This window comes from Alterotamlana spongicola (assembly GCF_035818475.1).
In the GTDB taxonomy this organism is placed as follows: Bacteria; Bacteroidota; Bacteroidia; order Flavobacteriales; family Flavobacteriaceae; genus Cognatitamlana.
Genome location: NZ_JAYMGV010000001.1, coordinates 1,461,386 through 1,487,109 on the forward strand (window position 1 = coordinate 1,461,386; position 25,724 = coordinate 1,487,109).

At 36.4% G+C, this 25,724-nt stretch carries 23 protein-coding genes and 1 tRNA gene; 14 read left to right on the top strand and 10 right to left on the bottom strand.

Features of this window, described 5'->3' with window-relative positions; translation table 11 throughout:
- Positions 1-90: 90 nt before the first annotated feature.
- A complete protein-coding gene (locus VOI54_RS06435; protein ID WP_326281900.1) occupies positions 91-1,269 on the bottom strand; it encodes an acyl-CoA dehydrogenase family protein in 1,179 nt (392 codons plus the stop codon).
- A gap of 439 nt (positions 1,270-1,708) precedes the next feature.
- On the opposite strand from VOI54_RS06435, the gene VOI54_RS06440 reads away from it, so the two are divergent.
- The 4 genes from VOI54_RS06440 to VOI54_RS06455 are packed head-to-tail and all read left to right on the top strand — an operon-like array spanning position 1,709 to position 8,214.
- Entirely contained in the window at positions 1,709-4,402 is a 2,694-nt protein-coding gene (locus tag VOI54_RS06440; RefSeq protein WP_326281901.1) for a DUF1553 domain-containing protein, read from the top strand.
- Between the two features lie 10 nt (positions 4,403-4,412).
- On the top strand, positions 4,413-5,882 hold the full coding sequence (locus VOI54_RS06445) for a DUF1501 domain-containing protein (RefSeq protein WP_326281902.1): 1,470 nt from the start codon (positions 4,413-4,415) through the stop codon (positions 5,880-5,882).
- Between the two features lie 18 nt (positions 5,883-5,900).
- Positions 5,901-6,809, top strand: a complete 909-nt coding sequence (locus tag VOI54_RS06450; RefSeq protein ID WP_326281903.1) for a sugar phosphate isomerase/epimerase family protein — start codon at positions 5,901-5,903, stop codon at positions 6,807-6,809.
- A gap of 28 nt (positions 6,810-6,837) precedes the next feature.
- Positions 6,838-8,214, top strand: a complete 1,377-nt coding sequence (locus VOI54_RS06455; protein WP_326281904.1) for a c-type cytochrome domain-containing protein — start codon at positions 6,838-6,840, stop codon at positions 8,212-8,214.
- A gap of 1 nt (position 8,215) precedes the next feature.
- Here the strand turns inward: VOI54_RS06455 and VOI54_RS06460 are convergent, their stop codons facing one another.
- Entirely contained in the window at positions 8,216-8,932 is a 717-nt protein-coding gene (locus tag VOI54_RS06460; RefSeq protein WP_326281905.1) for a tRNA1(Val) (adenine(37)-N6)-methyltransferase, read from the bottom strand.
- A 168-nt stretch (positions 8,933-9,100) separates the two neighbouring features.
- Between VOI54_RS06460 and VOI54_RS06465 the strand changes: the two genes are divergently transcribed.
- Positions 9,101-9,553: a DUF2383 domain-containing protein gene (locus tag VOI54_RS06465; protein ID WP_326281906.1), complete on the top strand. Its 453-nt coding sequence runs from the start codon at positions 9,101-9,103 to the stop codon at positions 9,551-9,553.
- A 56-nt stretch (positions 9,554-9,609) separates the two neighbouring features.
- Here VOI54_RS06465 and rimM read toward each other — a convergent pair whose 3' ends face one another.
- Positions 9,610-10,134 carry a ribosome maturation factor RimM gene (gene rimM, locus VOI54_RS06470; protein ID WP_326281907.1) on the bottom strand — a complete coding sequence of 175 codons (525 nt, stop codon included), beginning with the start codon at positions 10,132-10,134 and terminating at the stop codon, positions 9,610-9,612.
- Positions 10,135-10,274: 140 nt separating this feature from the next.
- Positions 10,275-10,784: a 30S ribosomal protein S16 gene (locus VOI54_RS06475; RefSeq protein WP_326281908.1), complete on the bottom strand. Its 510-nt coding sequence runs from the start codon at positions 10,782-10,784 to the stop codon at positions 10,275-10,277.
- 236 nt (positions 10,785-11,020) lie between these two features.
- Here VOI54_RS06475 and VOI54_RS06480 point away from each other — a divergent pair, with 236 nt between their 5' ends.
- A complete protein-coding gene (locus tag VOI54_RS06480) occupies positions 11,021-12,196 on the top strand; it encodes a hypothetical protein (protein ID WP_326281909.1) in 1,176 nt (391 codons plus the stop codon).
- Between the two features lie 14 nt (positions 12,197-12,210).
- Here VOI54_RS06480 and VOI54_RS06485 read toward each other — a convergent pair whose 3' ends face one another.
- On the bottom strand, positions 12,211-13,272 hold the full coding sequence (locus tag VOI54_RS06485) for a lactonase family protein (RefSeq protein WP_326281910.1): 1,062 nt from the start codon (positions 13,270-13,272) through the stop codon (positions 12,211-12,213).
- 164 nt (positions 13,273-13,436) lie between these two features.
- On the opposite strand from VOI54_RS06485, the gene dnaE reads away from it, so the two are divergent.
- On the top strand, positions 13,437-17,822 hold the full coding sequence (gene dnaE, locus VOI54_RS06490; protein WP_326281911.1) for a DNA polymerase III subunit alpha: 4,386 nt from the start codon (positions 13,437-13,439) through the stop codon (positions 17,820-17,822).
- Between the two features lie 110 nt (positions 17,823-17,932).
- Here the strand turns inward: dnaE and VOI54_RS06495 are convergent, their stop codons facing one another.
- From VOI54_RS06495 to VOI54_RS06505, 3 genes are read right to left on the bottom strand one after another with little or no spacing between them, the layout of a single operon-like run.
- Positions 17,933-18,538: a MarR family winged helix-turn-helix transcriptional regulator gene (locus VOI54_RS06495; protein WP_326281912.1), complete on the bottom strand. Its 606-nt coding sequence runs from the start codon at positions 18,536-18,538 to the stop codon at positions 17,933-17,935.
- Between the two features lie 48 nt (positions 18,539-18,586).
- A complete protein-coding gene (locus VOI54_RS06500; protein ID WP_326281913.1) occupies positions 18,587-18,850 on the bottom strand; it encodes a DUF2024 family protein in 264 nt (87 codons plus the stop codon).
- Between the two features lie 51 nt (positions 18,851-18,901).
- The gene (locus VOI54_RS06505) at positions 18,902-19,135 is read right to left on the bottom strand and encodes a thioredoxin family protein (protein ID WP_326281914.1); all 234 of its coding nucleotides are present in this window, start codon (positions 19,133-19,135) and stop codon (positions 18,902-18,904) included.
- A gap of 164 nt (positions 19,136-19,299) precedes the next feature.
- Between VOI54_RS06505 and VOI54_RS06510 the strand changes: the two genes are divergently transcribed.
- A complete protein-coding gene (locus VOI54_RS06510) occupies positions 19,300-20,187 on the top strand; it encodes a hypothetical protein (RefSeq protein ID WP_326281915.1) in 888 nt (295 codons plus the stop codon).
- 83 nt (positions 20,188-20,270) lie between these two features.
- Here VOI54_RS06510 and VOI54_RS06515 read toward each other — a convergent pair whose 3' ends face one another.
- Entirely contained in the window at positions 20,271-20,597 is a 327-nt protein-coding gene (locus VOI54_RS06515; RefSeq protein ID WP_326281916.1) for an ArsR/SmtB family transcription factor, read from the bottom strand.
- Positions 20,587-21,018 carry an SRPBCC family protein gene (locus VOI54_RS06520; protein ID WP_326281917.1) on the bottom strand — a complete coding sequence of 144 codons (432 nt, stop codon included), beginning with the start codon at positions 21,016-21,018 and terminating at the stop codon, positions 20,587-20,589. The genes VOI54_RS06515 and VOI54_RS06520 overlap by 11 nt, the downstream gene beginning before the upstream one ends.
- Before the next feature lie 419 nt (positions 21,019-21,437).
- Between VOI54_RS06520 and trxA the strand changes: the two genes are divergently transcribed.
- The 6 genes from trxA (at position 21,438) to VOI54_RS06550 (ending at position 25,313) form a co-directional block, all read left to right on the top strand.
- Positions 21,438-21,755, top strand: a complete 318-nt coding sequence (gene trxA, locus VOI54_RS06525; protein WP_326281918.1) for a thioredoxin — start codon at positions 21,438-21,440, stop codon at positions 21,753-21,755.
- 173 nt (positions 21,756-21,928) lie between these two features.
- Positions 21,929-22,471, top strand: a complete 543-nt coding sequence (locus VOI54_RS06530; RefSeq protein ID WP_326281919.1) for a ClpP family protease — start codon at positions 21,929-21,931, stop codon at positions 22,469-22,471.
- 72 nt (positions 22,472-22,543) lie between these two features.
- Positions 22,544-23,473: a DUF58 domain-containing protein gene (locus VOI54_RS06535; protein ID WP_326281920.1), complete on the top strand. Its 930-nt coding sequence runs from the start codon at positions 22,544-22,546 to the stop codon at positions 23,471-23,473.
- A gap of 81 nt (positions 23,474-23,554) precedes the next feature.
- A tRNA-Asp gene (locus tag VOI54_RS06540) sits at positions 23,555-23,628 on the top strand.
- 407 nt (positions 23,629-24,035) lie between these two features.
- Positions 24,036-24,638, top strand: coding sequence for a hypothetical protein (locus tag VOI54_RS06545; RefSeq protein WP_326281921.1), 603 nt, complete (start codon positions 24,036-24,038; stop codon positions 24,636-24,638).
- Between the two features lie 345 nt (positions 24,639-24,983).
- Positions 24,984-25,313 (top strand): YegP family protein, encoded by a 330-nt coding sequence (locus tag VOI54_RS06550; protein WP_326281922.1) that lies wholly within the window; start codon positions 24,984-24,986, stop codon positions 25,311-25,313.
- Positions 25,314-25,724 lie beyond the last annotated feature (411 nt).

A 25,724-nucleotide genomic window follows, 5' to 3' on the forward strand; every position in this document is an offset into this window, starting at 1 on the left:
AATTTAAAAATTAAGGCCTATCCAAGACCACAAAATCTTAATTTAGAAAAACAGAATTAAGCTAGTAATAAAGAAAGCTGTCCGGGGTAATCACTTAAAAGCATTCAACCCTGTAATATCCAAACCGGTAATGAGCAAATGAATATCATGGGTGCCTTCATAGGTAATGACACTTTCTAAATTCATCATATGGCGCATGATAGAATATTCTCCGGTAATACCCATACCGCCTAATATTTGCCGGGCTTCCCGGGCAATGTTTATAGCCATATCCACATTATTGCGTTTTGCCATAGATATTTGTGCTGAGGTGGCTTTACCGTCATTACGTAATACCCCTAAACGCCAGGTGAGTAGTTGTGCTTTGGTGATCTCAGTAATCATCTCCGCTAACTTTTTTTGTTGTAATTGAAACTGTCCTATGGGTTTGCCAAACTGCATACGTTCTTTGCTGTATCTTAATGCCGTATCATAGCAATCCATAGCAGCGCCAATAGCGCCCCAGGCAATACCATAGCGTGCAGAATCTAAACAGCCTAATGGTGCTCCTAATCCCGATTTATTAGGTAATACATTTTCTTTTGGCACTTTGACATTATCAAAAATGAGTTCCCCCGTTGCCGAAGCGCGTAAGGACCATTTATTATGGGTCTCCGGGGTAGAAAAGCCTTCCATACCACGTTCTACAATAAGTCCATGTATACGGCCTTCTTCATTTTTAGCCCAAACCACAGCAATCTGCGCAAAAGGTGCATTACTGATCCACAGTTTAGCACCGTTTAGTACATAATGATCACCTGCATCTTTAAAATGGGTAACCATACCTCCGGGGTTACTGCCATGGTCCGGTTCGGTTAAACCAAAACAACCTATCCATTCGCCATTGGCCAGTTTGGGTAAATACTTTTGGCGCTGTGCTTCTGTACCGTATTTCCAAATAGGGTACATAACCAGAGAGGATTGTACGGAAGCCGTACTTCTAATCCCCGAATCTCCCCGTTCAATCTCCTGCATGATCAGGCCATAAGAGATTTGATCTAAACCCGCACCGCCATATTCCATAGGGATATACGGACCAAAAGCTCCTATTTCTGCCAGGCCACCAATAAGCTGTTCCGGGAATTCTGCTTTTTGTGCATAGTCTTCTATAATAGGAGAGACTTCCCGTTTTACCCATTTGCGGGCAGCATCACGTACTAATTTATGCTCATCAGTAAGTAATTCATCTAAGTTGTAATAGTCCGGTGATTCAAATACATCTGGTTTCATGTGCAACTGTTAATTTGAAATATGTATTTCTTAAATTTGACGTATGTTTTTTGTTAAATTCGCAATAGAGGTCAAATTTAATTAAAGCAATTTAAAAAATCGCAATAAAAAAGGCATTAATATAAATAGATGACAAGTATTTGTAAAGGAGTAGATAGGTAAATTAAACAACAAAATTAATTGAAAATGAAATCTACCCCTATAAAAAAGTGTATCCACACCCCATTGAGTTTCTTTATAATTAAGACATTTAAACCTTGGAGTTTTAATTTGTGTTGAGCTGATGACCGTCTTTTAATTAAGGACAAGTTATAATGAATACGTTCAATACTTTGTCAGATAATATGAAGACTCTGCAACACGGATTAAAATTTGAGATATTTAGACTAATGGTTAAACATCATTTAAAAATGATTATAAGTTATTTGAAAAAAGGAATATGAGTTTTTACAGGATTATAAGCCTTTACTTTTTTAGCTTTCTTCTATTCACATCTTGTAAAGAAGAAAGAATAGATTTCAATGCCCAGGTACGCCCCATATTAAATAAGAATTGTATTAGTTGCCATGGCGGTGTAAAGCAATCCGGTGGATTTGGTTTGGTGTTTAGAGAAAATGCCTTAGCAAAAACCATTAATAATAAGATAGGGATAGTACCAGGTCATCCTAAGAAGAGTGAAATGATTGCAAGGGTTATACATAAGAACCCGGAAATGCGTATGCCTCTTGAAGGCGAACCCTTAAGTAAAGAAGAGATCACCATACTTACCAAATGGATTGAACAGGGAGCAGAATGGCAAGAACACTGGGCTTATTTAGAACCACAGGAATCGGAAGTAGCTGTGGATAATCCGGGTTGGGGTGTTAACGAAATAGACTATTTTGTTTTTAACAAAATGGAAGCACATGATTTGATTCCGAATGAAGAAGCGGAAGCACGTGATTTGGTACGCCGCGTATATTTAGATCTAATTGGAATCCCCCCATCTCCGGAACAGATTAATGCCTTTGTCACTGATCCTTCTGATAAAGTCTATGAAAATCTAGTAGATACCCTTTTGCAATCTCCCCAGTATGGGGAGCGTTGGGCCACTATGTGGTTGGATTTGGCCAGATATGCCGATTCTAAAGGTTATGAAGCTGACAGAGCCAGAGAAATATGGCAATATCGAGATTGGGTAATTAATGCATTTAATAAAGATATGCCTTTCAATCAGTTTACTATTGAGCAACTGGCAGGCGATTTGTTACCTAACCCAACAAAAGCACAATATATAGCTACTGCATTTCATAGAAATACTTTGAATAACGGAGAAGGAGGCACAGATAATGAGGAGTATAGAATTTCGTCGGTAATCGATCGTGTTAATACAACTTGGGAGGTGTGGCAATCAACAACCATGAGTTGTGTACAATGCCATAGCCATCCTTATGATCCCATAAGGCATGAGGAGTATTATACCTCTTTTGCCTTTTTTAATAATACAGCCGATTGGGATGTGCCTACAGAGTATCCTATATATAGGGATTTTGATAGTTTAAATCTGACGCAGCTTCAAGCCGTTAAAAAATGGGTCGCTAAAGTATCATCGGTTTCGGAAGCCAATAAATGGGAGAATTTTATCCGTATACAAGAACCTAAAATACGTCCTGAGGATTTTAGTGAATCGTACAAAACCATTCATTATAATAGGAGCGGGCAGGACTATATGGAAATCTATGATGACGCTTATGTAAAACTTGAAAATGTTGATTTAACTAATGCCGATAGAATATATATCAATTACAGGCAACGTACTAATGCTAAAGGGACCGTGTTAGTGAAAAAAGACAGTCTTAATGGAGCGGTAATAGGTAAGAGGGTATTAAATAAGACGCATAAATTTGTTAGTGTTCCCATTGTATTAAAAACAGATTCCAAAACAGCTGATTTGTATTTTGAGTTCACGAGTCAAACAACAGATTATTTATGCTTTTTGGATGGGTTTTTATTTTCTGAAAAGCTGCCATCTGAGAAGAAAGAAGAAACCTTTGGAATCTATAAGAGCATTGACAACCTGCTAAATGCCCAATATAAGTATTCAACACCCGTAATGGTAGAGAAACCTGGGAATTTTGGTAGGTTGACACAGGTATTCGACAGAGGGAATTGGTTGGTGCCGGGAGATACGGTTCAAACAGATATTCCCAAATTATTTAATGTAAATAACAAACAATTTAAAAACAGGCTGGATTTTGCTGAATGGTTGGTTAGTGAAGACAATTATCTTACGGGAAGAGTTATTGTAAATCGTTTTTGGGCAGAGTTATTTGGAAAAGGTATTGTACTTACTTCAGAAGATTTTGGAACCTTGGGAGAAAGACCAACACATCCGGAATTAATAGATTGGCTGGCTTTGCGATTCTCTAAAGAGTGGAATTGGAGCATGAAAACATTAATTAGAAATATGGTCCTTTCAGCAACATACAGGCAAAGCGCTGTGATCACTCCAAAGACGAAGCAGATAGATCCGGACAACAAGTGGTTGGCAAGAAGTTCAAGGGTGAGGTTGTCTGCTGAACAGATCAGGGATCAGGCATTGGCTGTTTCCGGATTATTGAGCAATAAGATGTATGGGCCAAGTGTAATGCCCTATCAGCCCGAAGGTGTTTGGACAGTGGTATACAGCGATGATAAGTGGGAAACCAGTCCTAACAAAGATGCCTATAGACGTGGTTTGTATACGTACTTAAGAAGGTCAAGTCCATATCCTTCATTCATAAGTTTTGATGCCTCAGAAAGAGAAACTTGTTTGTCCAGAAGGATTAATACCAATACACCTATTCAAGCATTGGTAACTCTAAACGATCCGGTTTATTTTGAAGCTGCTATGAATTTAGCACGGCAAATTGAAGCTATTGATGGAGACAATAAGTTTAAAGTTGAAATGGCTTATACAAAAGTGATGGGTAAGACAATTTCACCTGATAAATTGAATGTTTTAACAAATCTACTTGAAGATACCAGGGCGTATTATCAAGTACATAAAGATGAAGCTCATGAGTTAGTAAAATCAGATAATTTAGAATTGGCATCACTTACCATAATGATGAATGTTTTAATGAATATGGACGAATTTATTGTAAAAAGCTAAACCGTACACTATGGACCTATATAATGAAGCACAAAAAAGAAAGTTAGAGTTTACAACAAGAAGGCATTTCCTAAAGAAGTGTAGTACCGGTTTGGGAGGTATTGCTTTGGCATCTTTAATGGGGCCACAATATATGTTTGGAAGTAATAACTCTATGGAAAGCTTTGACCCCGGGAGTTTGCCACACTTTTTACCTAAGGCTAGGCGTGTAATTTATTTACATATGGCAGGAGCACCATCGCAATTGGAGCTATTTGATTATAAGCCAGCTTTGCAAAAACTTCATGGATTGGACTGCCCGCAATCGTTGTTAGAAGGTAAACGTTTTGCTTTTATCCAAGGGGTCCCGCAAATGTTAGGCCCGCAATTCAATTTTAAGCAGTATGGGCAATCGGGAACTTATATATCGGATGCCTTACCTTATTTTAGTGAGATTGTTGATGAGGTATCTATTATTAAAGCGATGCATACTGATGAGTTTAATCATGCGCCTGCACAGCTATTATTGCAAACAGGAAGTGCTCGATCGGGAAGACCTAGTATTGGTGCTTGGGTGACCTATGGTTTAGGATCAGAAAATGAAAACTTACCGGGCTATATGGTGTTGGTTTCAGGAGGGAAAAACCCCAGTGCCGGTAAAAATGCATGGGGTAGCGGTTTTTTACCGTCTGAATATCAAGGCGTACAATGTCGAAATTCCGGGGACCCGATTCTTTACGTGTCGAATCCTAATGGTATGAGCAGAGATATTAGAAAAAAATCTTTGAAAGCCATTAATGAGATTAATAGAAGTGAGTATAAGGCGTTTAATGACGATGAAACCTTATCCCGTATTGCACAGTACGAAATGGCTTTTAAGATGCAGGTATCTGTGCCCGATGTTATGGATATTTCAAAAGAACCAGAGTATATTCGGGAAATGTATGGTGCAAAACAAGGCGAAGCATCCTTTGCAAACAATTGCTTATTGGCACGGCGCCTGGTGGAGCAAGGTGTTCGTTTTGTTCAATTATACCATTGGGGTTGGGATATGCATGGAAATAGTAAAGCAACATCGCTAAATGAGGGACTAAAAACAAAATGTGAAGAAGTAGACCAGTCAATGACAGCCCTTGTAAAAGATTTGAAACAACGTGGCCTTTTAGACGATACTTTAGTGGTTTGGGGTGGGGAATTTGGAAGAACTCCAATGCGTGAAAATAGAGGTGGACGTATAATGCCTTACTATGGCAGGGATCATCACACTGAGGCATACAGTATGTGGATGGCCGGGGGAGGTATTAAAGCAGGTTTCACTTATGGAGAGACCGATGAAATAGGTTATTATGGTATCAGAGATAAAGTACATATTCATGATTTACAAGCTACCATATTAAACCAATTAGGAATAAACCATGAAAAGTTTACTTATCCTTTTCAAGGAAGGGACTTTAGGCTTACTGATGTTCATGGTCATGTTGTTAAAGATCTACTTGTATAATCAAAAAGCAAAGATATAATGAAACAAACCAGGCGTCAGTTCATAGCAACAGCCAGTACGGCCGGAGCAGGCTTAATTTTAAGTAGTATGAAATTACCAAATAAGATCCCCCCAAAAAATGGGTTTTCCCTTAACATCTATGCGACACGATGGGGGTATAAAGGCTCTATGGATGCGTTTTGCAAGGACGTTAAAAAAGAAGGGTACGATGGCATTGAAGTTCGGTTTCCTACCAATGAAGCTGATGAACAAGCACTATACGAAGCTTTAGATAAGTACAATTTACGGTTTGGAGTCTTGACTAGCAGTGGGGGTTCCGATTTTGAAGCTCATAAAGAAAGCTATCAGGCTAATTTAAGAAAAGTGAGCTCCAAAAAACCAGATTTTATAAATTGTCATACAGGAAAAGATTTCTTCACATTTGAAGAAAGTAAAGCACTAATGGAATTTGCAATTGAGACCTCAAAGGTGTCAGGCGTACCCATTTATCAAGAAACACATCGTGGTCGTATGTTATTTGCTTCACATATTTGTGAACGCTTTATAGATGCTATTCCAGAACTTAAATTAACCTTGGATATCTCTCATTGGTGTGTTGTAGCCGAAAGCTTGTTGCATGATCAAAAAGCTGCAGTAGAAAAAGCATTGAAGCGTACCTGTCATATCCACTCAAGAATTGGACATCAAGAAGGGCCTCAGGTAAGTGAACCGAGAGCACCAGAGTGGCAAAACGCTGTTGATGCTCATTATGCTTGGTGGGATAAAGTAGTAAACTATAAAAAAGAAGCGGGAGAGCCCTTAACAATGACTGCCGAGTTTGGGCCTGCAAATTATATGTGGACCATGCCATATACGCAGCAACCATTGGCTAATCAATGGGCAATAAATGTGCATATGATGCACGAATGGCGAAAAAGATATTTGTAACCCGATTTTAATACAATAAGTTTAAAACATGATATTCTTTTTAGAGACTAATGTCTATCAATTTTTTGGCAGATTCCATGCCATAATTGTTCATTTGCCTATAGGTTTTATAGTTCTAGCTGTACTGTTTGAGCTCATTTCTTTAAAGAAAAAAACAGACTTAAACCTGGCTATTTCCTATGCCTATTTAGTTGGTGCGTTATCAGGAGTGTTTTCTATCATTTTAGGCTTAATGCTGGCTTCCGATGGTGACTATAATGAGACCACCTTAAATATCCATAAGTGGACAGGCATTACGATGACAATCGTTGCATTTCTATTGTTTTTTATAAAGCGAAAACAAGAGGCCTTATTTTGGGCTAGGAAAAGTTATCCGGTTTTGGTAACTCTAGTTGTAGCTTTGTTATTTGTAGCCGGACATAATGGAGGGAGTTTAACTCATGGATCTGATTACCTTTTTGAACATGCGCCAAATCCAATAAGAACTTTAGCAGGAATGAAACCCGTTAGAGAACGTGTAATAGACTTAGATAGCGCACTGGTTTATGAAGATGTAATTCACCCTATTTTCGAATCAAAATGTAATGTATGTCATAGCAATGACAAAGCGAAAGGAGATTTACTTTTAACGGATGCTGAAAGTATAATGAATGGAGGCGAAAGCGGAGCGGTAATAGTTGGCGGTAATGCTAAGGAAAGTGAGCTTTACAGGCGTATTACGTTGAGCCCTACGCATAAAGAATTCATGCCTACCGAAGGACGAACACCACTATCAAAAGAAGAAACGATGTTGATTCAATGGTGGATCGATGAGGGGGCTTCTTTCGATAAAAAAGTTGTAGAACTCAACATATCGGACCGTATGATGATATGCTTAAAAGATGTAGGCATTGGTTTAGAAAAAACGTTTATAGAACGTCTGGATTTGAAAGCAGTAGAGGATAATGTTATAGCGGCTATTGAAGCTCAGGGTTTTAAAATAAAACCAATTACAGGTAATAGCACATTGTTAGAAGTAGCATATTCGCCCTATAGAAAGGATTCCATAACATCTGAAAAAATAGAAGTATTATTGCAGGCTCGAACAAACATTGTATGGCTGGATTTTTCGAGTTTAAACCTGCAAGTGGATCTAATTGCCAAGTTAGGACAATTGGAAAATCTTGTTGAACTTAGGATGAGCAATACTAACCTTACAGATGTAGGAATGAAAGCTATTGAATCCTTAACGCATCTGGAATACCTTAATCTTTATGGAAACCCGATAAGTGATGTTAGTTTGGAAAGCCTTAATAAGTTGTCAAGCCTTCAAAAGCTCTATTTATGGAAAACCAATATATCAGAAGAAGGATTAAAAAATATTAAAGATCATTTACAAGAGGTAACAGTCATATCAGGAATATAGGCTACATCTTCAGATAAAAATCCTTAGTCAGATCAATATATTCGCGGGTGTATTGATGCCTTTCGGTTTCTATGGTCAGTATCTGGGTTTCTGTTTGGGCTTGCTCAAAGGAAAATTCTATTAAAGCACGTTTAACGGGGGTAGAGGAGTTTCCTTTTACATGGAGTTTCCGTTTAGGGTATAGGCCAAATTTTGAAGCTTGTTCAATAAAAGCCGGTTCTTCTTTAAAAGGGATGACCACTGAAAAGCGTCCTTCCTTTGAAAGTAATTTTGAAGCACTTTCAATAAGATGGTCAAAAGGCATGGCGTCTTGAAACCGTGCTAAATCGCGCTGGTTGTTTTTAGTTTTGTAATCTTCGGAATAGAAGGGTGGATTACAGATAATCAGATCGTATTCATCATCAATTTCTTCAACAAATTCTTCCAGGGAAGCATGATAACAAAACAACCGGTCTCCCCAGGGCGATTGTTCAAAATTGTTGACGCATTGTTCATAAGCACGATCATCAATTTCAATAGCGTCAATGAGTTCTGCATGACAACGTTGGGCAAGCATTAAGGAAAGAACCCCTGTTCCGGAACCAATATCCAATACTGAAAACGGACGATGTGCTGTTGAGGCCCAGGCCCCCAGGAGCACACTGTCTGTTCCAATCTTCATAGCACATAGGTCTTGGTCTATAGTAAATTGCTTAAAAGTAAAAGGCTTGTTAGACATAAAGGCTGTTGAAATGTAAGAAGTTATTGTAATAAGGCGTTAAAGTATTATAAAAATGTATTAAACTATGTTAAAAAAAATACTTTAGCGATCCATTTTGAGTTATTTAATAGTATATGAGGTAATGCAATATGCTTAAACAAGATATTAAATATAATGACGTGTGGTATGAAGTATTCTGAAAAACTTTTAAGAAGACTAAATGAACTATTATTGATTAACTATGAGGCCAAAAAAATATACATGGAGGCCCAGGGAGAAGATGTTAATGAGGATTTAAAACGGTTTTTCCGAAAAAGGACTTATGAACGGCATGAGAGTGTTAGGTTTTTAAGCTCGGAAACAGCAAAATTAAATGAAAAACCTTATGATTTAAAATTGCTAAATTCACGTTTTCATGATTTCAGGGAAAATTTTAAGAGTTTACTCAAGCAAAATAATGAAAATGAATTGCTTGAAGATATTTACTATTTAGAAAAATTGAGTTTAGATAAATTCAATGCCGTTTTAAGCGAGCCGGGATTATCTCTGAGCATGTGTAAGGCATTAATAAAACAAAGAGATATCACTGAATCGTCTTTAAATGCTATTAAAAGGCGGGAAGACGAATTAGTGGCTTAAAAGCATTAATTTTATAGTTGTTGAATGAGGCTGGTCTTTGGACTAGCCTTTTGTTTTTATAAATATAGGTCAATTAAACCCTCGGGTGTTTCTACAACTATTTTTTTATTATCTCTATCCACGTTAATGATAAACTCATCATTCATAGGGATTAAGACCTCTGTACCATTCCTGTCAATTTCAAAAAGAGATTGGGCCGTTGAGTCGTTTATAGCCGTTATTACTCCAACGTTGCCATAATTGATGTCTTCAACAGAAAACCCTATAACTTCATGAAAATAGAATTTGTTGCCTTCAAGTTTTGGCAGCAGGTCTAAAGGTAAATATAAACCGCTTTTCATTATAGCATCGGCATCAGCTTCAGTGTCCACATCTTCAAATTTTAACCTGAGAAGTTCAGATTTGTGAAGCTGGGAATGTTCAACAAAAAACGGAACCAGATTATTGCGTAATTCTAAAAAAATAGCATCTAGATGCTCATATAATTCAGGTTGATCTGTATCCAATTTGGCTAACACTTCACCCTTAAAGCTATACTTTTTAACAATCTTGCCCAGATAAAAACAATCTTCTTTTTTCATGACCAATGTTTTTTTGCCGTCCTGAACTTGTTTTCAGGATCTTTATAAATAGGATTATGTTGCGGTATGTTCCGGAATTATTGGAATAAAAAACTCCGATAAAAATTACCGGAGTTTAAAAGTATAAAAAATATAGTTTTTTATTCTTCTTCGTTTGAAGCTTCTGCTTCAGCAGCCGGAGCTTCTTCAGCTTCTTCTACTACAGGCGCAGCAGCAGCTATTCTAGCGTCGTTAACAGCTTTTTCAGCGGCTAATGCATCAGCTTTAGCTTTAGCTTCAGCTTGAGATAAACCTTCAGCTTTAGCTTGAACTTTACTTGCTTTTTCCTCTAACCAGGCTGAGAATTTAGCTTCAGCTTGCTCTTCTGTTAAAGCACCTTTTGCTACACCACCAACAAGGTGATTTTTAAGCAAGGCACCTTTGTAAGATAAAAGGTTTTTAGCAGTGTCAGTTGGTTGTGCACCATTTTGTAGCCACTTCACAGCACCGTCAACATTTAATTCAACTATTGCCGGGTTTGTGTTTGGATTATAAACACCTAATTTTTCAAGGTATTTACCATCTCTTTTTGATCTTGCGTCAGCTGCAACAATCCAGTAAAAAGGCTTCCCTTTTTTACCATGTCTTTGTAATCTAATTTTTACAGGCATAATGATTAATTATTTGAGGTTCACGACCTCGGTTATTAATAAGGGCGCAAATATACCATATTTTTTTTGAATCCCCTATGCTTTTTATTAAGACAAATTAATTTAATTAATTGTGGAGCAGCACAGTGTCATTTTATAGATTGTATTTTTGGTTTTTGACTCTTATATAGGAATAAACCTTTTTTAAAAAAGGAAGTCTAAAACATCAAAATGATTTTTAAATCGTAAATAAAACTATGGCGTTTCAGTTTAAGGAGAAGACCGTATTCATTTTTATATGGTTTGTATTTTGTTTTGGGTTTGTAAATTGTGCTTCGGCAGAAAACATGTTTGGTGAGAGCAATCCGGATAGTGACAGTTTACCCATGAAGGTGAACATTGTAATTCTTAATCCAAAGGATAGGGAAATTCCGGATTTTGCAGTTAAAATGTTACGGGAAATTGCCGATTACACACGTCATTTTTATGTTACCGAAATGACAAAACAAGGGTATCCGCCTAAGCATGAATCTATTTTTGAATTAGACCAAGACGGAGACATAAAAATTTATACAGCTAACTCACCATTAACTATGGTTGAGCTGGAAAAAGTAAAACATAAAAAGAAGCATGCCTATAATTGTATTGATCAACCAAAATCATCATATGATAATGCCGTTTGGTGGATTTTTAGTAACATTACAAACGAGGTGAAATATGGATTTAATGGAGGTGGAACTGTCAGCTTTGGAACGGCTATTGTGAATTTACCCCAGGCCTATGAAAAAATTGATAACACCATACCATTAGCATCCTCAGGATATTTTGTCAAGCATAAATTAAAAGCCCTATTGCATGAGTTAGGGCATGCTTTACAGCTTCCGCACAATGGCCCTGCTCCCGGATTTATAGAAAAAGACCCAAACGGAAATACGCTTATGGGGCCTACAAATAAGGCTTTCAAACAACATTATAATACAGAAGATAACCGGGTATATTTATCTAAATTATCAGCAGCTATACTATGGAAGCACCCTGTGTTTAATCATACAAACTATAAACCTTTTAAGACTATTGATTTTGTATTAACCGATATAAAAATAAACCGTGATAGTATAAAGAATACTGCAAAATTAACTGGCAGAATTAATACAAAGTTACCTTATCATAGTGTTGTTTTAATTGATGCCCCTAAAAATAAGAGAAGACACTTAAAAGGAAATAAATCTATTCGCCCCTTATATAGAGATAGAGGTTATGTTGCTAAGATTGATGAAAACGGTATTTTTGAATTTAATATTGATAAAATGACTTCAAAATCCGGGCATTTTTTAATAGCGGTGTGCTTCAATAATGGTTTGACTTGTGGTGCGTTTAAAAAACCATCGACTACCCGATTAAAGTGGATGCCATTGGAATATCAGTTTCAATAATAATCAGCCTGTTGTCAAAATAATAAACAAACCGGTGAAGGAACTTTAAGATCCTGTAAAAAAGTGAGCTTGCCGGTAGCGTTATCTATACTAAAAACAGAAATGTTTTCACTTATTTGATTAGCGGCAAGTAAAAATTTCCCAGTTGGATCTAAAGTGAAATTTCGTGGCCAGTTGCCATGAACACTCATATTCTGAATTTTATCCAGTTTCCCCGTCTTTACATTTCTTTTAAAAACTACTATTGAGTTTTCACCCCGATTAGAGCCATACAGGAAACGTTCATCTTTTGACAGATGAATATCTGCGCAATTGTTCTCTCCATTATAGTCGTCAGACATAGTGCTATCATGGTCAATCTGCTTAAAGCGCTTAGCTGTTCTTTTAATTGAGGTTACAGAACTGCCATGCTCATTGATGACATAAATGTGCTTGCCGTTTTGACTTAGAACAAAATGACGCGGCCCCGGATTTCCTGTTGTTTTAACTATGGCATCAGATGCTAGCTCATAGCTATTATTGTTCAGTTTATATTGATAAACAGCATTTCTTCCCAAGTCAGCTACAAACAAATCATCTTTAAAAAATTGTGCAGAATGTGCATGTGATTTTTCATTTTCGGTATTGTGGTCAAAAACCTGTGAGGCCTCTTCCAGACTTCCGTTTTTGTTTATTTGATAAAGCGATATTGTACCTCCGGTATAATTTGAAACTACTGCCTTATTGCCGGATGTGTTTATAAAGATATGGCAAGGCGCTTTGCCATTACTGCTCACCGTATTTAAAAAATCTAAAGCACCGTCCTTTTTTAATTTAAAAGCGCTTACGGCACTGGTTTCACCTTCACCAACAGCATATAAAAAGTTTTTTTCAGGAGAAAAAGCAATAAAGGAAGGGTTTTGAGTGGCAACGGCCAGTTGTAAATTGGAAAGCGCTCCGGTGCGTGTATTAAAATCCAGTTTATAAATGCCTTCGCTTTCACCATTGGTATAAGTCCCAACATACATTGGAATGGTTTGGGCTTTGAGGTTAAAACAGACAGATACTAATACTAAGAGCAGAAGTTTGAATTTCATTGAAATCGATTTTTTATGATTTCAAAAATAGAGCTTTTTAATTAAACATTTTTTGTTTACAACTCTTTATAACTTCAATAAAAAAAAGCATAAATTCTACCTATTTTTATATGCTCTTTATTCTTGAGATAATGAATACGCAGATCAACCTATAAACTTATTGAATGTACTTAATTTTTGATACTGAAACCACGGGTTTACCAAAGCGATGGGATGCACCTATTACTGATACTGACAACTGGCCAAGGTGTATACAAATAGCATGGCAATTGCATGATGCCATGGGGAACTGTATAGACAGCCAGGATTATTTGGTGCAACCGGAAGGCTTTAATATTCCCTATGATGCAGAAAAAATTCATGGTATTTCTACGGAATTGGCTCAAGAGCAGGGTGTGCCATTAGCTGAGGTTTTAGAGAAATTCAATAGCGTTTTAAGTAAAACTAAATTTGTTGTAGGACAAAATGTAAAGTTTGATTTAAACATTATGGGTGCGGAATTTGTGAGGGGCCGTGTTGAAAATTCCTTGCAGGAATTACCTGTTTTAGATACCTGTACAGAGCACACCGCAAGTTTATGCCGGATACCCGGAGGAAGAGGAGGGAAATTTAAATTACCTACACTTACCGAATTGCATGAATTTTTATTTAATGCACCCTTTGCTGAAGCCCATAACGCCACTGCCGATGTAGAAGCTACAACCCGCTGTTTTTTGGAATTGGTACGTTTGGGCGAATACACTCAGGAACAGTTAGATGTAGCACCGGATTATTTTGAGAATTTCAAAAGAGAAAACCCGGAACCGGTTCAACTTATAGGGTTAAAACATATTAACCTTAAAAAGGAAAGTGCAAAAATCAGCGCACGCTTAGAGAAAGCCGAATCTGAGATCTCTACTGAAACTATTCAACAGAATGTCTCTGATTTAGCCGATGCAGATTATGTGCATTTACATAACCATTCTCAGTTTTCGGTATTGCAATCTACTATGAGTGTGGCAGACTTGGTTTCGGCAGCGGCCAAATACAATATGCCGGCTGTAGCTTTAACAGACCATGCCAATATGATGGGGGCATTCCATTTTGTAAATGCCGTGTATAAACATAATAGTGGAGTTAAAGCTCAAGTTGAAGCAGCCCTGGCCTCAGGAGAAGCCGTTACCGCAAAAGAGATCAAACCCATAGTGGGCTGCGAATTTTTTGTTTGCGAAGATCATCTGGATAAGTCAAGAAAAGATAATGGTTACCAAATAGTTTTATTGGCCAAAAATAAAAACGGTTATCACAATTTGGCAAAACTATCCTCGCATGCGTTTGTTGATGGGTTTTATTACCTGCCGAGAATTGACAAAAAGCTAATTCAACAGTATAAAGAAGATATTATTGTATTGACCGGAAACCTGTATGGGGAAGTGCCGAGTAAAGTGTTGAATATTGGTGAAAACCAGGCTGAGGAAGCTTTGCTCTGGTGGAAAAATGAGTTTGGTGATGATCTGTATGTAGAGCTTATGCGCCATAATCAGGAGGATGAAAACCGTGTAAATCCCACTTTGATAAAACTGGCTAAAAAACATAATGTTAAACTGGTTGCCTCCAATAATACCTATTATCAGGATAAAGAAGACGCTAATGCACATGATATTTTATTATGTGTAAAAGATGGTGAAAAACAAGCCACACCAATAGGTAGAGGACGAGGTTACCGTTATGGATTGCCAAATCAGGAGTATTATTTTAAGTCTTCAGATGAAATGAAAGACTTGTTTAAAGATGTTCCGGAAGCCATATTAAATGTACAGGATATTGTAGATAAGGTAGAAGCTTTCCAGTTGGCCCGTGACGTTTTATTACCGGCTTTTGATATTCCGGAGCGGTTCAGGCATGACGAAGATTTGGTTGATGGCGGCAAGCGTGGAGAAAATGCGTATTTAAAGCATTTGGTATATGAAGGTGCCAAAAAAAGGTATGGCGACCCCCTTTCAGAAGACGTTACAGAACGTCTTGATTTTGAGTTAAGCGTTATAGAAAATACAGGCTATCCGGGATACTTCTTAATTGTTGAGGATTTTATTCGGGAAGCAAGAAATATGGATGTGTCTGTAGGCCCCGGGCGGGGTTCGGCAGCAGGGTCTGTTGCTGCTTATTGCCTTTGGATTACCAATATAGATCCCTTAAAGTACGATTTACTTTTTGAGCGTTTTTTAAACCCTGACCGTATTAGTATGCCCGATATTGATATTGATTTTGATGATGAAGGCAGAAGTCGTGTTATGGATTATGTCATCGAAAAATATGGTGCCAATCAGGTGGCTCAGATCATTACCTATGGGACAATGGCTGCAAAATCGTCTATTAGAGATACAGCCCGTGTATTGGATCTTCCTTTATTTGATGCCGACAGAATTGCCAAGCTGATCCCTAATATGTCTAAGCTGAATAAGATTTTTGGTTTGGATGAAAAAGCACTGGGGCAAAAGTTTAGAGCAGAAGAATTAGAAAAGGTCAATGAACTTTTAAATATAGCCGACGGATCAGATTTGCAAGCCGAAACTGTAAATCTGGCCAAAACTTTAGAAGGCTCTGTGCGTAATACCGGAATACATGCTTGTGGTGTGATTATTACCCCTGATGATATTACCAAATTTGTTCCCGTGTCTACAGCAAAAGATTCTGATTTATATGTCACACAGTTTGATAATTCGGTGGTAGAGTCTGCAGGATTATTAAAAATGGACTTTTTAGGGTTAAAAACGCTGACTTTAATTAAGGATACGGTTAAAATTGTAAAGGCAAAACACGATATCCAGCTTGATCCGGAAAACTTCCCATTAGATGATGAGGAAACCTATGCTTTATTCCAACGGGGAGAAACAGTAGGGGTATTCCAATACGAATCTCCCGGAATGCAAAAGCACCTCAGGGATTTAAAGCCAACGGTATTTGAAGATTTAATAGCTATGAATGCGTTGTATCGTCCCGGGCCAATGGAATATATTCCAAGTTTTGTTAGAAGAAAACACGGGGATGAAGAGATTGAGTATGACCTGCCTGCCATGGAGGAGTACCTCAAAGAAACCTATGGTATTACAGTGTATCAGGAGCAGGTGATGTTATTATCTCAGAGTCTTGCTGATTTTACAAAAGGTGAGGCCGATGTACTGCGTAAGGCCATGGGGAAAAAGCAGATTGCGGTACTTGATAAAATGAAACCTAAGTTTATTGAGCAAGCCAGTGCCAATGGTCATGATGCTAAAATTCTGGAGAAAGTTTGGAAAGACTGGGAAGCTTTTGCAAGTTACGCCTTCAATAAATCGCATTCTACATGTTATGCGTGGATTGCTTACCAAACGGCCTATTTAAAAGCACATTATCCTGCGGAGTATATGGCTGCTGTACTGTCTAATAATATGAACGACATTAAGCAGGTCACCTTTTTTATGGAGGAATGTAAGCGTATGAAGCTGGATGTACTGGGGCCTGATGTAAACGAAAGTTATTATAAGTTTTCAGTAAATAAAGATGGGGCGGTACGTTTTGGTATGGGCGCTATAAAAGGAGTAGGCCATGGAGCGGTAATGACTATTGTTGAGCATAGAAAAAAAGACGGTGCCTATAAATCTATTTTTGATCTGGCAAAACGTATTGATTTACGGGCTGCCAACAAAAAAGCTTTTGAAAATTTAGCTTTGGCAGGAGGGTTTGATGGTTTTGGAGACACACATAGAGCACAGTATTTTCATGATGATGGGGATGGCATTACTTTTTTAGAGAAAGCGATTAAGTACGCTCATAAACATAAAGAAAATGAAAACTCTGCTCAGGTAAGCTTATTTGGAGAGGCCAGTGAAGTACAGATAGCAGAACCTCAGGTGCCGCCATGTGAAGAGTGGGGGACTATGGAAAAGTTAAGTAAAGAGCGTGAAGTGGTAGGCGTTTATATTTCAGGACATCCGTTGGATGATTTTAAAACCGAAATGAAGACATTCTGTAATGCAACGGTTGGTATGTTCAATACCTTGGAGCCTTACGTAAACAGAGAATTGGTATTTGGTGGCGTGGTCACTGATGTGCAACACCGTGTAAGTAAGCAGGGAAAAGGTTGGGCGTTATTTACTATTGAAGATTATTTTGACAGTTATGAGTTTAGGATCTTTGGGGAAGAGTATTTAAAATTCAGGCACTTTTTAATGAAAAACAACTTTGTGTTTGTTAAGACCTTTGTGCGTGAAGGATGGGTGAATAAAGATACCGGAAAACGAAGCGATCCAAGATTACAGTTTAATAGTTTTCAATTGCTCCATGATGTTATGGAACAATATGCCAAAAAATTATCCATCCAGGTTGATATCAATGATTTAAGTGAACAGAACATTGTTGAGCTTAAGGCGTTAATTCATTTACATCCGGGAAATCAGGCACTCAATTTTGTGGTCTATGATACCAAGGAAAAAGTGAAGCTTACCATGCCCAGCAGGAGACAAAAAGTAAAAGTATGTCAAGAGCTTATAGGTGAACTAGAATCCAGAAATGTTAGATTTAAGCTAAATTAAGGGCTAAGGTAGAAATGATTTGATTTATAGCTGATTGTACGCAATTAAGTAGTTCTATTTTTAGTGTTTAGCGTAAGTAATGTTCTTTTGTAAACACAGTCCTGTCCTGTTCAATTGATATCGGCAAACTCTGGGCAATCAATACGTATATCGCTGTCCAATAACTCCTGTTCCAGTAAATTACAGAAATGTTGATTGTTCTTCTTTTGGTAGAACTTACAGGCATAACAAGTGCGTTGTACTGTTAAGATACCTATTTTGTTGAGTTTGTGAATTAATTGGCTTAGTGTTTTAAAGGTTTGTTCCAAATCGTCATTATGAATGCCTGTTAACTGGTTTTTTAAAGGTTGCGCAAAGTTTTCGGTTTCAGAAACAATGCGTTTTCCAGAGTCAGATAATTGGATGGTATAGCGTCTGCTGTCTGAAGAGGAGTAGACTTTTTTTATCATCCCCTTTTTATTTAAAATACGAACAGCATCGCTAATAGTAGGCTTGGTGACATTAAACTCTTTAGCCAAATGACTGACATTACAAAATGCAATCTTATGGTAATTTATAAAAATGAGTATTTGTATTTGGATGGGGCTGAGCCCAAGTAATTTTGCCTTTTCCCAAAGCAGTACCTTAAAGGTTTCTGAAATGCGTTCCAGTCCGGCAACAATTTTGCCAGATAGGTCGGTTTCCTGGTTTTTAGGATTGAAGATACTGTCACTCATAGAAAAAGTCCCGCATTAAGCGGGACAAAGTTAGTCATCCTAATTAAATTAATTGCAGTTTTCCATTTCAATAATTGAAAAACCTGTGTTTTCAATTTGACGTTTAACCACATCTGTTGCCTCTTCAATATGGCAAAAATTACATATTTTAGTGTTAAGGCGTTCGGTTTCAAACGGTTTACCTTTTAAGTAGGTTTCGCCATATTCTAAGATGGTTTTTTCATCATTGATCGCATTAGGTACTAAAATATCAAAGTGCATCAACTTACTGTCTTTTCGCCTTACGTATGTATCCCAAACTGAAACTTTCATAGATTTTAGTTTTAATTATTATATAAGGATTCCTAACAATTTTAAATAAAATTAAGCTTTTACCTCTTCCATTGAAGCACCATAATTGATGTGTAATACATGGCCGTTTGGTGTTACTAAAGCCGGTACGGATTTTACGCCTGCATTTTCGGCTTCCGGAATCCTGGATTGGTCTTCACCAATGTGAACAACCTCAACCTGATCTAGTCCTATTAAGTCTACAATGTCGTGCTCTGCACTTACACATACCGGACATCCTGCGTGATAAAAAATGGATTTGCTCATAATGTTATTTTTTTGATTATTAATGATACAAATATAGTAAGGAATCCTAACTAAAAAAATATTTCGCTATTCTTTTTATAAAAAAGCAAAATTTAACATAATCAGGAGTAGGAGTTTTTAGCAGTAACTTGTTATATCTATATAAATTAATAAAAAAAGTTGTTATGAGAAAGATTAATAGTTTAGTGCTTTTAATAGCCATTACGTTTTTTGCCTGTGAGACAGAACGTACAGATACCGATGAATTAAACCTCCTTGAAAGTGATCCCGTTGCTGTTGATGCTGTAATAGAAGAGGTAGAAGGTGTGTTAGATGATATTGTTGTGTATTCAGATAGTACTTTTGGTATTGAAGCGATCAGTTCAAGTGGCTCTACATCAAAAGTATCGTCTACAGCCAAAGACTCTGGTCATGGAAAGCGCGGGCGTTCTGAATTTTTTAAGGCATGTGCTACTATAGAATCTGAAGAATTAGATGGCGTTATAACAACTACAATAACATTCTCGGGAGATTGTGAAGACTGGTTTGGAAATGTTATTTCTGGTACAATTACTAAGGTAAGGGCTGTATCTGATACTGGAAAAGAAAAAACAGTAACTATTGAAAACCTAACTATTAATGGCTATGTGATTAATGGAACCAAAACCTATACGTTTGTTTTAAGTAATGATAATGGTAATCCTGAAATGACAGGATCTGTTAATATTACGGTTGAAACTGAAAATGGAACCAGAACAAAAGAGGGAACCAGAACTGTAGAAATCACTGCCGGAGGAGATACTGATACTTGTAGAGATGATGAAAAAACCATAACCGGCTCTTCGGTTTATACCAATGCAGAAGGTGCCAGTAGATCAGTAACTATAACAACACCATTGGTAAAACCTGCCGAGTGTAGATTTATAGCTTCCGGAGTCAAAGAATATACCAGAGAAGAAGGTACTACGGTATTAGATTATGGAGATGGTACTTGTGATAATGTAGCTACTAAAACATCTGAGGATGGTACGGTTACCGAAATAAGATTAGGTAAAAGAAGAAAGCACCACTAATAAGATAAGCATATAAAAGAAAAGTGCCATCAAATATTTGATGGCGTTTTTGTTTTAAACGTGTAGCTCATGAAGCCACTTATTTATGAGTCTTTGGTATCCAGATAGTTTCCTAATTGGCCAAGTTTATCATCCCAGAATTGTTCATAGAATTTTAGCCATTTATTGACCTCCTTTAATGCTTTAGGATTGGCATTACAAAACCGTTCACGTCCTTGTGTATTGATATGTACCAAACCGGCATCTTCCAGTGTTTTGATATGCTTTGTTACTCCCTGCCTGGTCATTTCAAATTGATTGGAAATTTGAGTGATAGATAAGGCTGAGGTAGCAATGACCAGGGCGTGAAAAATATCACGCCTGGTAGGATCTGCTATAGCTTTAAATAGCTTTGTGATTTTATCCTGCATTCACTTCTGCTTTTAAATAACTGGTCAATCCTGAAATACAATTGTCCCAACCGCCATTAAAGCTTTCAAACATGGCAATAGCCGTTTCTCCTGCATAATTTGAGATACCCGAATGTTCTAAAATGAGTTTAGTGCCCTCTTGTGTAGATTCTAATTCCCATTTTACTGTGGTTTCGGTTTTGGTATCTCCTACTACCCATGTATAGACCAAAAGGTATGGACTGGCATTCTTTACCTCTCCGCTAATTATGGTACATCCTTTTTCATTAGGTTCAGCAGTAAAGGTATAGTTATATCCTTTTTCAGCTTTAAAATCTGCTTGAATAAACCATGCTGATATTTCTTCTGCTTTTGAAATGGCATTCCATACGGTGTCTATGGTATGATTAAACAGAACTTCTTTTTTGATTACATCTTTCATAGTGATATGTTTTTAATTAATACGCAACTTTATGGTTGCTAAAATAAAACAAATATTTTTATTACGCAACATTTTGGTTGCGTAAGATGTATTTTAATGATTATTCTATGTTTTACATATGATTATTGGCCTGCCTTTGCGCAAAGGATAGAAGCGACATCCTTTTTTGTGCATGTTGTAATAATGTATTAAGCATAGACTGAATTTAGTAGTATGACAATACCTGAAGAGGTATTTAACTTGTTGGACACAAAAAAGATATAGCGGATAGCCTGGTTTATGCGCTATAAAAATTAAAGGATAATCCTTAGTAATGTTACTATAAGGAAAACAAATTGCAGGATTGTAAGCTTTAGAAAATATTTTGACTAATTTTGTGTAATTAAAATAAATTAAGAACAGATTAAAAGATAAATATTATGGCATTAGAGATTACAGATGCAACGTTTGAGGAAACGGTATTAAAAAGTGACAAACCGGTATTGGTTGATTTTTGGGCAGCATGGTGTGGACCATGTAGAATGGTTGGACCTATCATTGAACAAATTAGTAATGAATATGATGGTAAGGCTGTAGTTGGAAAGGTTGATGTTGATGCTAATCAGGAATTTGCAGCTAAATACGGGGTACGTAACATCCCTACTGTTTTGGTATTTCAAAACGGAGAGGTTGTTGGCAGACAGGTAGGTGTAGCACCTAAGAATGCTTATACTGATGCTATTGACGGTCTTTTATAAGCAATAAAATATAGAAAAAGAAAAATGAAAAGGTTTGCTGTTATGGCAAACCTTTTTTTATTTTAGACGAAGCGAAAATGAATTTGATTTAATATGAGTATAGCCTGAGCGGTTAATACTCTATTTTAGTATTAATTTGTTGCAACCATAAACGCGCTAAAAATTATAAGATCATGAGTAAATTAAAAATACAGGATGCTATTGATAGCAAATTAATTGAAGCACGTAAAGTGTTTTTATGGGGACAGGTAGATGATAAGTCTGCAAAGCATGTCATTGACAGGTTATTGTACTTAGATGCCCTTGAGACCAAGGATATTCATTTATACATTAACAGTCCCGGTGGTTATGTTACATCTGGTTTTGCTATGTATGATTGTATCAAGTCCTTAAAGAGTGATGTGTCTACAATTTGTACAGGATTGGCTGCATCTATGGGGTCTATTTTACTCTCTGTAGGTACAAAAGGGAAGCGTTTTATTCAACCTCACGCTAGAGTTATGATCCATCAGCCCAGTGGTGGAGCACGAGGCCAGGCCAGTGATATTGAGATTACAGCTAAGGAGATTTTGAAAACCAAAGAATTGAGTGCTAAGATTCTAGCTGATAATTGTGGTCAGAGTTTTGAAAAAGTAATGAAAGACTTTAATCGTGATCATTGGATGGGTGCTGAAGAATCTGTGGCTTATGGTATTGTTGATAAAATAATCCTTTAACATGTAAAGGAGCATATTTCTTATTGTCAAGCATTAAGCCTCTCCATAAAGGAGGTCATTTAACTTTAACTTATGAACTTACAGAACGAGCTTAATAAAACAGAAGGCTTTAAAAACCTTGAACTTCTTGCAAAACAGGTGGTTGAAGGTTTTATTGCCGGGATGCATAAGAGTCCGTTTCACGGATTTTCTGCTGAGTTTGCCGAACATAAAATTTATAATCAGGGTGAGAGTACCCGTCATATAGACTGGAAATTATTTGCAAAAACAGATAAGCTGTATACCAAACGCTATGATGATGAGACCAATTTACGCTGCCATATTATTTTAGATAATAGTAGTTCCATGCATTACCCGGAACAAAATTCGTTTTCCATTGATAGCTTAAATAAGGTTGGGTTTTCAGTATTGGCAGCGGCATCTTTAATGCAAATCTTAAAAAAACAGCGTGATGCTGTTGGACTTAGTATTTATAGTGATAATTACGACTATTATGCGCCGGAAAAAGGAAGTGAACGCCATCATCAAATGCTATTGAACCGTTTAAGTGAGGCTGCGGTTTCTAAACCTGAAAGTAAACAAACCGAAACCTATAAATACCTGCATGAGATTGCTGAAAAGATTCACCGCCGGTCCATGATCTTTTTATTTACAGATATGTTTCAGGTTTCAGAAGAAGCCGTAAAATTATTTGAAGCACTCAGACACCTAAAATATAATAAGCATGAGGTGGTGTTATTTCATGTGTTTGACCGGGCCAGAGAGCTAAATTTTGATTTTGATAATACGCCCAAACGATTTGTTGATGTGGAGACCGGAGCATATATGAATTTGTATGCAGACTCCATTAAGGAGGGTTATAATAAGGCGGTTGAGGATTATTTTAATGCATTGCGCTTAAAATGTGCACAGTATAAAATAAAATATGTAGAGGCTGATATCAATAAGGATTTTAACAGCATCCTGACCACCTATCTGATAGAGCGCCAAAAATTTGCTTAATTAAAATAATATATAAAAAACTTAAAAAAAGGTTTGAGATATTAAAAAAGGCGTGTATATTTGCAACCGCAATAAAGCAACGGTCTGGTAGTTCAGTTGGTTAGAATGTCGCCCTGTCACGGCGAAGGTCGCGGGTTCGAGTCCCGTCCAGACCGCAAAAATTGCAAAAGAAAAGCTCTAAGGAATTGGAGCTTTTTTTGGCAATAGCAAGATGTTGTGTTGTTCACGCCTTAGGCGTGATGTAGTTATGCTAAATTTTGTTTAGCATTTCCAATGGAAAGCTTTCCTTTTTTCTGTGAAGAAAATTGGGATGCTTTTTTGTTTTAGTCAGCATTTAGATTTGTTTATGGCCTCGGATAGAAAATCATTTGACAATGAAGAATTATTTATTTCAGCCAATATCAAAGTCTTTTTTGGTAAAAGTTAAAAATGATAAATTAATTAAGGTAATAGTAAATATTGTTTTTTTTCATTAATCAATAACTTTGATTCGTATCAAACTTAACAAGTTACTAATTTACTTAATATTTTATCTGTTTTTATTGAGTTTAAAGCATTTTATATGAAAAAATTAATTTTACTATTTGTTAGCCTATCTTTTATTATTAGCACTTTTGGGCAAACAAAAATGAAGATTACATTAAATGATGGAAGTGTTAAACAAGGAGAGTATTGGGTGAAAATGCAACATTTGGGAGTCCCTATTAAACCTAGAATAAAGTCATCAAACTCAAAAGAGAAATATAAGCTAGAGGAAATTGAAAATGTCATTATGTATGATGGCATTGATTCAATAAAATTTAAAGTTATTGACGCTAAAAAATACTTGAATTCAAAAAAGATTGAAAAGAAACTGGGTAGAATAGATTATATAGGAGATAAAATTCAGCTTTATAATGTTTATGAACTTCTTTATCAAGGAGGAGCCATAGGTTTAAGCACTACTGTTGATTCATATGGAGAAAAATATGTGAAAAGAACAGAAGATAATATTGCTTATAACATGGGTTATATTTATGGGGCAGGACAGAGGGGTATTAAGAAGAGAGTTAGAGACTATTTTATTGATTGTCCAGAATTAATAGAGAAGGTTAATAATAATGAAATTCCTAAACATGAAACAAAGAAAATTGTGTTGTTTTATGAAGAGAGTTGTGGAAAATAAAAAGGTTAATTGATAATTTTTAGATGAAAATTGAATTAAGGAGTTGTTTGTATAATGAGTTATGTGTAAAACGAGATGCCGTCCAGACCGCAAAAATTGCAAAAGAAAAGCTCTAAGGAATTGGAGCTTTTTTTGGCAATAGCAAGATGTTGTGTTGTTCACGCCTTAGGCGTGATGTAGTTATGCTAAATTTTGTTTAGCATTTCCAATGGAAAGCTTTCCTTTTTTCTGTGAAGAAAATTGGGATGCTTTTTTGTTTTAGGGAGGTTTTGTTCTTCTATAATATGTGACTTTTTTTATTCCTTGTGTCTTATTGTTATACTTAATTTTTAAAACCCTTTCAAGATGGCAAAATTTGAAATTTACAAAGACAAAAGAGAAGAATTTAGATTTAGATTAAAAGCAGGTAATGGACAGACAATCCTAGCAAGTGAAGGCTATGCGGCTAAATCTGGCTGTAATAATGGTATTGAATCTGTTAGAAAAAACTCAGGAGATGATTCAAGGTATGAGCGTTTGGAATCTAAAGGAGGAAGCCCATATTTTAACCTAAAAGCAGGCAATAATCAAGTAATAGGAACTAGTGAAATGTATTCATCTACTAGTGCAATGGAGAATGGAATTGCCTCTGTAAAAACTAATGCTCCCAAAGCTACTATTGAAGACTTATCATAGAATTATTAGCGTTTATTCACTCATAATAATTAATTAGGGTCACAAGAAATTGTGACTCTTTTTTTTGCCATTAACTCAAATGTTAAATTTGTCAGCATTAACAATTTTTACGGATCAAGACTAATTGTTGTGTTTAGACAAAAAATGTAGTTAGTCTAAAGAGATACTATCTTTCAATCCAAAACATTATTGGAATCGGTTTAATATCACCGGGTTATATAAATTAAGCGAGTTTTACTTTGTTCATATAATACAAAAAATATCCTTTTTGAAAATTATTATTATCATAAAATAGTATTACAAAGGCTAATAAATTTGTGGTTAGCAATGTATACATCCTTATATCTTTAACAATCAATATTATTTATATACAAGATAATATGATAAAAATTTAAAAATAACATTAAATTT